Raw genomic sequence first — 9828 nt, forward strand, 5'->3', positions numbered from 1 at the left:
GGCGCTCGACGCCTTCGCGGCCTCGGCCGAGGCCTGAACCCCCGTCCGCAAGCTTGAAAAGGAGCCGTGTCATGAACACGCAGATCCGCCGCGTCCTTGGCCTGGTGTCCGCGCCAGGATCGGAGCGCCTCGGCCTCCAGGCCGTGCGCCTCGCTATCGCCCTCGTCTTCCTGTGGATCGGCGCGCTGAAGTTCGCCCCGTACGAGGCGGACAGCATCACGCCGTTCGTGGCTAACAGCCCGGTGATGTCGTTCTTCCACGCGCATCCGGACGAGTACAAGGCGCATCTCACCCACGAGGGTGAGCTGAAGCCGGCAGAGCGGGCGTGGCAGGAGCAGAACCGGACCTACGCCTTCTCGAACGGGCTGGGCACCGTCGAGATCGCCATCGGGCTGCTCACCCTGGCGGGCGTCGTGTCGCGACGCTGGGGCTTGGCTGGGGCGACACTCGCCTTCCTGACGCCCATCGTCACGCTATCGTTCCTGGCGACGACGCCAGAAGCCTGGGTACCGGCGCTCGGCGACGGGCAGCACGGCTTCCCCTTCTTGTCGGGAGCCGGGCGGCTGGTGCTCAAGGACGTGGTCCTGTTGGCGGGGGCGTGGCTGGTCCTGGTCGACAGCGCCCGCGCGGTCCTGGAAGCCCGGGCTGCGCCTGAAGACCTTACTGTCAAGCACGCTCAGCATCCCGTGCTTGGTTCGCGCTGAGGATTTCAGCTGCAGTTCCAAAGTTGGCCAAGCGCCTGAAAGCGGATGTTTCTAACAGTCGCAATTGATTGATTGTGGCTGTTGGTGTCGCATCAGCATAGATGGTTCCATATGCCAAGCTTATGCGCTTGGCACCCGGTTTTGTCAGACGTGTTAACCTTCGGGTTTAAGTAGCTGAAAACCGTCGTTTCTCTTAAAGCTGTGCTCATGCGGCTGTATGACCGCTCGGGGTCCAGCCGCGGCCGGCGCTCGCTTGCAGGGTTGTCTAGCAGCTTAAGCGGGATGCTCTTGCTCTGCTCCCGCCGGCGTTCTCCGGGGACGTTCGCTGCGTTCGCCTGCGTCGCGTTCCACCCTTGTACCGTCAGCAGGAAGCTGGCGATCTGGCTGATATCCCAAGCGCAGGGACAGGAGTTCGGCATGGGTCATCACCATCCGGGCCAGCTCCGGCACCCGCTCGCGAGTGATGCGCCGACTCGAGCCAGTCGTGCTGATCGCCGCAAAAACCCGCCCCGTCGCGTTGCGGATCGGCGCCCCCACACAGCGCAGTTCCGGCTCGTGCTCGCACTCGTCGATCGCGTAGCCACGCTCCCGGATCGCGGCGAGCTCGGCTCGCAGCTGATCCGGATCGACGATTGTGTTCGGCGTGAACCGCGGTAGGCCGGCCCGGATGATCCGGTCGATCACGGCTTCGCTCTGGAAAGCCAGCGTCGCCTTGCCGACACTAGTCGAGTGGCAGGGCGAAGCTTCCATCGTGATCACAGTGTTGTGGGGATTGGCCGCCATCTGATCGCGTCGGCTGACGAACACCATCTGAGCACCGTCGAACACGCACAGATGCACATCCTCGCCGCTCGATTTGGCGAGCGTATCAACGAACGGCGGAGCCTCGCGGTAAAGCGGCAAGTTCGTCAGCGCGTTGCTGCCGAGTTCGAACAACTTCAGCCCAAGCCGGTAGCGGTCGCGGCTCGCCTCCTGCTCCAGAAAGCCGACGCTGCGCAGGCTGTCGACGATCCGGTGCACGGTGGTGCGCGGCAGTCCTGTGCGCCGTGCCATCTCAACGACACTCAACTCGCGGTCGGTCTTGGAGAACGCCTCCAAGACCTCGAGCATTTTGAAGAGCGATTTCACGCTCTGTCGGCTGGCGTCGACGTCCGCCATAGAGAGCCTTCCGGGTGAGATCACGCGATCGAGTTGCAGGACGCGGACCAAGCCCGAACTAGTGGGTATCGAGCGCCGCGGCAACGCCGCCGCGCTCTGATGGCCTACTCGGCGGCAGCCAGCAGCCCGCCTTGCTCGACCTCGAGAAGGTGCTTGAGCGCCCCGGCGATTGCTTCCCTCTGACCGGCACCAGCGGCCGGCATCGGCTGGCGCGGCATACCGACGTCACAGCCCTGCAGCGTAAGCGCGTGCTTTACGCAGGCCGGCAGGTTATCGCCCACGATGGTGTTCCAGAAGCGAAGGAGCCGCTTGTGGATCTCGAGCGCCGCCGCATGATCTCCACGCTGGACCGCCTCCCACAGAGCCACACAGGCACCAGGCGCAGCGGCCGGATTGGCAGCGATCGTCCCGTGGGCGCCGAGGGCGAACGAGGGATAGAGAAGCGCATCGACGGCAGTCAGCACGACCTTGCCGGCCGGTGCATCGAGCAGCAGATCGGCCATCAGCTTCAGATCACCGGCGCTCTGCTTGACGCCCATTACGCCCGGCATGTCACGCATGATGCGCAGCAGCAGCGACGGGCTCAGGTAGTTCCATGGCACGACGTTGTAGATGATAACTGGCTGCTTGACCGACTCGCTCAGCGTCTTGAAGTGCCCGTAGGTGGCATCCTCGTCGGGCTTAAAGACGTAGTGCACCGGCGTGATCTGCAGCGCAGCGACGTCGACCGCCTCGATGGCGCGTGCGCGGGCGATGGCCTCTCGGGTCGAGTTGGCGATGATGCCGGCGACGAGCGGCACCTTGCCATTCAACTCCTCGGCGCAGGTCTCGATCAGCCGCCGAAATTCATCGATCGTGAGGGTGTGTCCCTCGCCGGTGCTGCCTCCGACGCAGACGCCATGAACGCCCTTGTTGAGAAAGAACTTCACCTGACGGCGGAACGCCTTCTCATCGATCTCACCGTTCTGGTCGAAGGGCGTGGTCAGGGGCGGGATGATCCCGGCGATCTTCGTTTGCATCGTTTCCTCCCGATATGTCCGGAATGCGAACATCTTGTAGGTGGTGGATGTGACTGGCGTCAAGCCGGAACCTGCCACGAAGCTGGTTCATCAGGCAAACCAAGGCCTTGGCTACTCACACAAGGACGCTCCCGAGAAAATCAGGTTGACACACCTCATGCATCGCTGATTTTCTTTGTCCGCAATACGGACAAAGGCTCCGCATGTGAGCCGTCCGCGTGAGGGAGGGAATGCCATGAGCGGGACGTATGAGGCCGTAGAGCCCAGGGCGATGGCGGCGGGCGCGACCGCAACGGCCGATCCGCAGGAGTCGAACGACATCCGCACGGTCGCGGTGGCGAGCGCCATCGGCAACATGATCGAGTATTACGACTTCACTTTGTATGCGACCGCAACAGCGCTAGTCTTCAATAAGATTTTCTTTCCAAGCGATGATCCTTTGGTTGGTTCGCTTCTCGCATTTGCGACTTTCTTCGTTGGGTACTGCGCCCGCCCACTCGGCGGCGTGATCTTCGGCCACTTCGGCGACCGCGTCGGCCGCAAGACCGCCCTCCTGCTAACGATGCTGATCATGGGCGCCGGGACGTTCCTGATCGGGCTTATGCCGACTTACGGCCAGGTCGGCGTGCTTGCTCCGATCTGCCTTATCGTCCTGCGGCTGCTGCAGGGCATCGGGATCGGCGGCGAGTACGGTGGCGGCATGGTGATGACCGTCGAGCATGCTCCGGCTGACCGTCGTGGCTTCTACAGCTCGCTCGTGCACATCGGCGTACCGGCCGGCTTCCTGATCCCGATCGCCCTTCTTGGCCTGCTGTCCACCACCATGAGCGAAGCGGAGTTTCTCGCCTGGGGCTGGCGCCTCCCGTTCCTGTTCTCAATCGTACTGGTCGGGATCGGGCTCTTCATCCGCTTCAAAGTATCGGAGACGCCAGCTTTCCAACGCGTTCTGGCCGAGGAGGGCCGAGCAGGCGTGCCTGTGGTGGAGGCTGTGCGCAACCACTCGGGCAACATCCTCTTCGGCATCGGCGCCAAGATTGCCGAGAGCGGATTGTTCAATATTTATGCAGTCTTTGTTATCACCTATTGTGTTACCAAACTTGGACTGCCGCGGCAGACAGTACTGAACGGTGTCCTCGTGGGCTGCGCGCTCGAGTGTCTGACACTGCCCCTGTTCGGGGCCCTGTCTGACCGGATTGGACGCCGCGCTGTCTACGTCGGCGGCATGCTGTTCCAGGCCATCCTGGCGCTCGTATTCTTCCAGATGATGGATAGCGGGCAGACCTCGCTGGTCTGGCTCTCCATCGCCCTCGGTCTGGCGATCGGTCACGGTTCGGTATACGGCGCGCAAGGCGCGTACTTCTCGGAGCTGTTCCCGGCGCGCATCCGCTACAGCGGTCTGTCGCTGGTGCAGCAGCTCGGCCCGATCCTGGGCGGCGGCCTCTCGCCGCTGGTCGCGACAGCCCTACTGGCCGAGTACGGCTCGGCGACCTGGATCGCCGGCTACATGGTCGCCATGGCACTCGTCTCAGCAGCGTGCGCCTTCGGATTGCGCCCGCTGCGCGGCATGGTCTGAGCGAGATTGCCGGAGGCATTGCCTCCGGTTTTACCAATTGTGAGGATAATTTTGAATTATCAATCCCTTGTAACTCTCCATCGATGCAATGATGAATGAATGTTATACAGCTTATTATATGTTTTTATATTAAAGTGAGAGATAGAGGCTGGAATGCTGCATACATACCTTCCACACGCCGAGCTTATTCGAGCGGCGCCGAGAAGCCCCGACGAGAGGCAGTTCTTGACAGCGTGCGAGGTATTGCGCCCGCGGACACTAGCGCCCGGTGTTCGCATAAGGGACGCCTATAGAACCGGGAACGTTGGGTCCGGCTCGAAAAGCCGTGACCGATCGAGATTGTTTGAAAACGCAAAGGCTGCAGAAGGATTTTCTCTCGCACGTCATAGGCAGCGCCGATATAGGCATCGTGACAGCATCTGTGCCGCCATCCGGGATGCTCGAATAGCGGCTGCTTAGAAGATTGTTCTAAAATTAGAGGGTGCGTCCGAGTTTTCATACAGCCTGGATCCTCAGCGGCGGCTATCTTCATCAAGCGCACTGGCCATGGCCATTAGAGCGGGCCTAATTGGAACATCCGGCCGCGCCGCCATCCGCTCGGCTGGTGTCCGCATGCTCGGTTGTCCGTTGGGTTGATGCGACCCTATCGTACCGCGTCTCGGCACGCCGCGGCCGTGTCCGCTGCGGTATACCCATACGAACAGTCTCGGCCGCGCATAGCTCGACCAGGGCGCGGGTCGAGACGATGCGGCTAGGACGGCGGCATCCGGAACGCGGCCTTGGTCATGGTGACCAACTCCGCGTAGGCACGCCGGCGATCTGCAAGGGTCCGTGCTGCCGTGCGGGCGCGCTGCTCCGCGTCGGCTGCTGCCTGCCGGCGCTGTTCGCGGTCGTGCTCCGCGAAGTTGGCGATCGTCGCGCGCGATCTCGCTCAAGGACGGCTGGACGGTATTCATGGTCGGTTCCGGGCATAGGTGTGGCGTGGACTTCCACCCGCGATGCGGAGCGTTAGGACGCTCGAACCGGCGCCCGAGTGGCATGGCGCGGTCGAGGTCGTCAGCCTCCGCAGGCCATGCCGGCACGCTTCTCAGACTGACTGACTGGTTAGAGCGATCCGGCGCTCGCGTTTACGAAGTTAGCTATCAGGCAGTGAGCGCCGGACCGATCAAGGTGACATCATACACGCCTACGTAGCAATCACCGGATCAGCGGCCGCTGAAGCGTCATCTCAATAAGCAATTTCGGCTCGACCCTTTGATCAACAAGAATTAACATCCGATAATAACAATTGTTATATTTGCAACGTATTGGCGATTGCTGCGTATCATCTCAATAGTGCATGGCGATCCCATCGGTAAGCCGCAAGGTCATACGACTAAGTCACGGAGTGTGTCGTGTCGCAACCACAGCAGACCTCGCTGCGCAACCGCCTCCTCCGCGCTCTCAGTCCAGAGGATTTTGCGCAGCTCCAGCCGCACCTCGAACCCACGACTTTCCAGTTGCGCGAGGTGGTGATCACCCCGAACGCGCCGGTAGATGAGATCATGTTCATAGAGAGCGGTATGGTCTCGATCTCGACCGCTCACGACGAGCGCCAGATCGAGGTCGGCCTCATCGGCAACGAGGGCCTGGTCGGCGCGGTGCCCGTTGCCCTCGACTGCGTGACCACTCCCCACGTCTACTTCGTGCAGCTCTCCGGCGAAGCCTTGAGCATCGGCCGAGAGCCTTTGTGCGCGGCGATGCGCGAGAGCCCGATCCTGCGCCGGCTACTGCTGCGCTACGTCAACACCGTGATCGTCCAGATCACCCAGACCGCCTATGCCCACGCCTCTTTGAGCCTCGAGGCCCGCCTCGCGCGCTGGCTGCTGATGTGCCACGACCGGACCGACGGCGACGAATTGGTCCTCACGCACGAGTTCCTGTCGATGATGCTAGGCGTGCAACGGGCGGGCGTGACGCTGGCGATCCAGAACCTGGAGGGTGCCGGCCGGATCAAGGCTAAGCGCCGACGCATCAAGGTGCTCGACCGCGACAAGCTCCTGGCGCTGACGAACGGCAGCTACGGCACGCCTGAGGCCGAGTATGCTCGCCTGATCGAGGGAGCCTGATGGCCCGCTACTTCTTCAATCTCCGGCACGGCCCCGGCCCGGACGGTCTCGCAGTCGATCTTGAGGGAGACGAGTTGGCCGATCCAGAGGAGGCGCGGGCTCGCGCACTCGACGTAGCCCGCGATCTGATCACCCGGACGAGAGTGCATTCGGTGCGGGATTGGTTCGCCTGCGCATTCGAGGTGACTGACGAGAGCGGCCAGCTGGTGATGACGGTGCCGTTCGGCGACACCGTTACAGAGGAACCAGATGAGGCGTGAGCGCGGCACGAGTTCCGTAAGCGGAGCCTTCAGGCCACGGCGTTGAGGTCTTGCGCGCTGGTGTAGGCCCAGGGCAGCAACTCGTCGAGGCGGCGGTTGGGATGGCCCTCGGCGATGCGGGTGAGCACGTCGCTCAGGTAGGCGTGCGGCTCCACCCCGTTCAGCTTGCACGTCTCGACCAGCGAGGCGATCACCGCCCAGTGCTGCCCGCCGCCGTCCGAACCAGCAAACAACGCGTTCTTGCGCGTCAGCGCCAGCGGCCGGATCGCCCGCTTGACCACGTTCGAGTCGAGCTCGACCCGGCCATCCTCCAGGAACACGCACAGCCCCGCCCAGCGCGACAGCGCGTAGCGGATCGCCTCGGCCAGCCGGCTCTTCTGGCTCAGCTGCCCGAGCGTCTCGCGCAGCCAGGGCTCCAGCCCGGCGATCACCGGACGGCTGTGCTCCTGGCGCTGCATCCGCCGCTCCTCGGCCGAGCGGCCGCGGATCTCGGCTTCGGTCCGGTACAGGCACGCAATCCGCTCCAGCGCTTGCGTGGCGATCGGTGCCGGCCCGCCCTGCGCCAGTTCATAGAAGCGCCGACGCACGTGCGCCCAGCAGAACGCCAACTGGATCCCGCCGCGATCCGCCAGGGTCTTGTAGCCTCCATAGCCGTCGACCTGCAGCACGCCCGCAAAGCCGCTCAGGTGGCGAAGAGGCCGCTCGGCCGTGCGGTCCGGGGCGTAGACGTAGGCCACGCCTGGCGGATCGCGTCCGCCCCAGGGCCGATCGTCCCGCGCATAGGCCCACAGCTGCCCCGTCTTGGTGCGGCCGCGCCCGGGATCGAGCACCGGCGCGGTGGTCTCATCGGCAAATAGCTTGCCGCTGGCCCGCAGCGTCGTGAGCAGGCGTTCGTGCACGGGGCGCAGCGCGAAGGCGGCGCGCCCGACCCAGTCGGCCAGGGTCGAGCGGTCGAGAAGGACGCCCTGGCGCGCGAAGATCTGAGCCTGTCGGTAGAGCGGTAAGTGGTCCGCGTATTTGGAGACCAGCACCTGCGCCACCAGCGCGTCGGTGGGCAGGCCGCCCTCGATCAGGCGGGCGGGTGCGGGCGCTTGCACGACCGCCTCCTCGCAGGCCCGGCACGCGTAGCGCGGCCGGCGGATCACCAGGACCCGGACCTGCGCCGGCACCACGTCGAGGCGCTCAGAGACGTCCTCGCCGATCCGGTGCAAGGTCCCGGCACAGCACGGGCAGACCAGGCTGGCGGGATCGACGACGCGCTCGATCCGCGGCAGGTCGGCGGGCAGAGCGCCCCGACTGCGCCGCCGCTCGGCGACCCGCGTCGTTCGGCTGGCTGGCTCGCTGTCGGCGGCCGCCAGCGTGGCGGCCTCGCCCTGCTCGGCCTCCTCCAGCCCCAGCAGCAACTGGTCCTCCGGCAGGCTCTCGGCCCGCCGCCCGAAGCGGTGGCGCTGCATCGCCTGGATGATCTGGCGCAGCCGCTCGTTCTCGGCCCGCTCCTCGGCCAGCAGCGCCTTGAGCGTCTCGGGATCGTCCGGCGGAGGGGAAGCGGGAGCAGCCACGAACAAGATTAAAGCATAGTTCTCAGCTACTTGCGACGGCTTTGAGGCGTCCTGCGCACTCCGCCGTTCAGCCCGCGGCGACGGGGGTCACGACGGGGCGCAGGCCGTGAACGCGTCGCCAGTCCAGCCCCTCGAGTAGGGCCGAGAGCTGGGCGGCGGTCAGGTGCACGGTGCTGTCGCGAGGCGCCGGCCAGCGGAAGGCGCCGTTCTCGAGCCGCTTGGCCACCAGAACCAGGCCGGTCCCATCCCAGAACACCAGCTTGATCCTGTCGGCGCGCTTGGAACGGAACACGTAGATGCTGCCCGAGAACGGATCGGCGCCGATAGCGTCACGCACCAGGGCAGCGAGGCCATCGACACCTTTACGGAAGTCGACCGGTCGGGTGGCCACCATCACCCTCACGGCACCGCTGGGCCCGATCACGGCCGCGGCCTCAGGGCCCGGATCACCGCCCTGATCTGAGCCTCGCTGGCGTGAGCGCCGATGCGGACGACCGCGCCACCGATCTCGAGTTCGATCCCGGCGCCATCCGCCGCTCGCTCGGGCGACCGCATTGGTGACGGCACCGACGGGAGAGCAGACGCAGCTGGCGTCCTCGCCGGCACGAAGGTCATCGGAGTGGTCTCCTGCGCCGCTTCGAGAGCGCGGCGCGCCTCCCGGCGCCAACCGAACACCTGTTGGGGCGTCACCCCGTGGCGGCGCGCTACGGCCGAAACGACAGCTCCCGGCACGAGGGTCTCCTCGAGGATCGCTGCCTTGGCATCCGCCGACCAGACCCGCCGCCCGCTGCTGCCCGTGATCACCTCCAGGCGGCGCGGCTCAAATCTATGCTCAAGTCCAGACACAAGCCGATCCCCGCGATCAAACCACGGACATCAGCATCACGCCTCACCACGCATGACGGTAGGTGGGCTCGGAAGAACGCTTACCGAGTTCCTAGTGTCGTTGCACCACTACCGGCGCGCGCTGAACGACATGCAGCAATAGAACGCGCGACCGGAACGAATTCCTACGACGGCGGCATTCCGAACGCGACCTTGGTCGTCGTGACCAACTCCGCGTAGGCGAGCCAGGGATCGCAAGGCAAGACGCTCCGCCGCTCAAGAAGCTCGGCAAGAAGGATCGGCGCAAGGAGCGCAAGGCCGGGAGCCAGGGGGATCACCGGTGAGGGCGTTCCGGCTGCATCGTGGCTGGCGCGAGCCGAACGGCGTTGTGACGGACCACGCCACGCTGGAGCGGGTCATCAAAGCCACCAGCGCCTCAGAGGCCATGAGCGCGGCCCTGGCCGAGGGGGACTTCCTCCTGACCGAAGACGCCAACTTGGTCTGGCTCACTGACGATCAGGGGACCTTGGTTTGGTCGCTCCATCTGTATGATGAAAACACGGCTCTGAACCCCTGAAGGTACGCCCACCTGCGTCTGCAAAGGGTGGAGGCTGTGTGAAAA

Annotated in this window: 10 protein-coding genes; 5 read left to right on the forward strand and 5 right to left on the reverse strand. The window is 64.7% G+C overall.

Annotated elements, in window-relative coordinates:
• Nucleotides 1–71 precede the first annotated feature (71 nt).
• Nucleotides 72–704, forward strand: a complete 633-nt coding sequence (rclC, locus tag VQ02_RS12400) for a reactive chlorine resistance membrane protein RclC (RefSeq protein WP_048444509.1) — start codon at nucleotides 72–74, stop codon at nucleotides 702–704.
• A 273-nt stretch (nucleotides 705–977) separates the two neighbouring features.
• Here rclC and VQ02_RS12405 read toward each other — a convergent pair whose 3' ends face one another.
• Together VQ02_RS12405 and VQ02_RS12410 are read right to left on the reverse strand one after the other, a co-directional pair.
• A complete protein-coding gene (locus tag VQ02_RS12405; RefSeq protein ID WP_063838478.1) occupies nucleotides 978–1862 on the reverse strand; it encodes an IclR family transcriptional regulator in 885 nt (294 codons plus the stop codon).
• Between the two features lie 104 nt (nucleotides 1863–1966).
• The gene (locus tag VQ02_RS12410; protein WP_048444510.1) at nucleotides 1967–2881 is read right to left on the reverse strand and encodes a dihydrodipicolinate synthase family protein; all 915 of its coding nucleotides are present in this window, start codon (nucleotides 2879–2881) and stop codon (nucleotides 1967–1969) included.
• Between the two features lie 235 nt (nucleotides 2882–3116).
• On the opposite strand from VQ02_RS12410, the gene VQ02_RS12415 reads away from it, so the two are divergent.
• The 3 genes from VQ02_RS12415 to VQ02_RS12425 all read left to right on the forward strand — a co-directional run bounded on the left by VQ02_RS12415 (nucleotide 3117) and on the right by VQ02_RS12425 (nucleotide 6822).
• Nucleotides 3117–4454 carry an MFS transporter gene (locus VQ02_RS12415; RefSeq protein ID WP_245239707.1) on the forward strand — a complete coding sequence of 446 codons (1338 nt, stop codon included), beginning with the start codon at nucleotides 3117–3119 and terminating at the stop codon, nucleotides 4452–4454.
• Between the two features lie 1394 nt (nucleotides 4455–5848).
• On the forward strand, nucleotides 5849–6562 hold the full coding sequence (locus VQ02_RS12420) for a Crp/Fnr family transcriptional regulator (protein WP_048444511.1): 714 nt from the start codon (nucleotides 5849–5851) through the stop codon (nucleotides 6560–6562).
• Nucleotides 6562–6822: a DUF6894 family protein gene (locus tag VQ02_RS12425; RefSeq protein ID WP_048444512.1), complete on the forward strand. Its 261-nt coding sequence runs from the start codon at nucleotides 6562–6564 to the stop codon at nucleotides 6820–6822. Before VQ02_RS12420 ends, VQ02_RS12425 begins: the two co-directional genes overlap by 1 nt.
• A 29-nt stretch (nucleotides 6823–6851) precedes the next feature.
• Here the strand turns inward: VQ02_RS12425 and tnpC are convergent, their stop codons facing one another.
• The 3 genes from tnpC to tnpA form a co-directional block, all read right to left on the reverse strand.
• Entirely contained in the window at nucleotides 6852–8381 is a 1530-nt protein-coding gene (tnpC, locus tag VQ02_RS12430; protein WP_048444518.1) for an IS66 family transposase, read from the reverse strand.
• A gap of 67 nt (nucleotides 8382–8448) precedes the next feature.
• A complete protein-coding gene (tnpB, locus tag VQ02_RS12435) occupies nucleotides 8449–8805 on the reverse strand; it encodes an IS66 family insertion sequence element accessory protein TnpB (RefSeq protein ID WP_048444513.1) in 357 nt (118 codons plus the stop codon).
• Nucleotides 8802–9227, reverse strand: a complete 426-nt coding sequence (gene tnpA / locus VQ02_RS12440) for an IS66-like element accessory protein TnpA (RefSeq protein ID WP_048444514.1) — start codon at nucleotides 9225–9227, stop codon at nucleotides 8802–8804. The genes tnpB and tnpA overlap by 4 nt, the downstream gene beginning before the upstream one ends.
• Before the next feature lie 319 nt (nucleotides 9228–9546).
• On the opposite strand from tnpA, the gene VQ02_RS12445 reads away from it, so the two are divergent.
• Entirely contained in the window at nucleotides 9547–9783 is a 237-nt protein-coding gene (locus VQ02_RS12445; protein ID WP_048444515.1) for a hypothetical protein, read from the forward strand.
• Nucleotides 9784–9828 lie beyond the last annotated feature (45 nt).

This window comes from Methylobacterium variabile, assembly GCF_001043975.1.
GTDB lineage: Bacteria > Pseudomonadota > Alphaproteobacteria > Rhizobiales > Beijerinckiaceae > Methylobacterium > Methylobacterium variabile.

Coding starts and splice junctions, on each gene's coding strand:
- rclC (WP_048444509.1), top strand. CDS start 72: ATGAACACGCAGATCCGCCGCGTCCTTGGCCTGGTGTCCGCGCCAGGA.
- VQ02_RS12405 (WP_063838478.1), bottom strand. CDS start 1,862: ATGGCGGACGTCGACGCCAGCCGACAGAGCGTGAAATCGCTCTTCAAA.
- VQ02_RS12410 (WP_048444510.1), bottom strand. CDS start 2,881: ATGCAAACGAAGATCGCCGGGATCATCCCGCCCCTGACCACGCCCTTC.
- VQ02_RS12415 (WP_245239707.1), top strand. CDS start 3,117: ATGAGCGGGACGTATGAGGCCGTAGAGCCCAGGGCGATGGCGGCGGGC.
- VQ02_RS12425 (WP_048444512.1), top strand. CDS start 6,562: ATGGCCCGCTACTTCTTCAATCTCCGGCACGGCCCCGGCCCGGACGGT.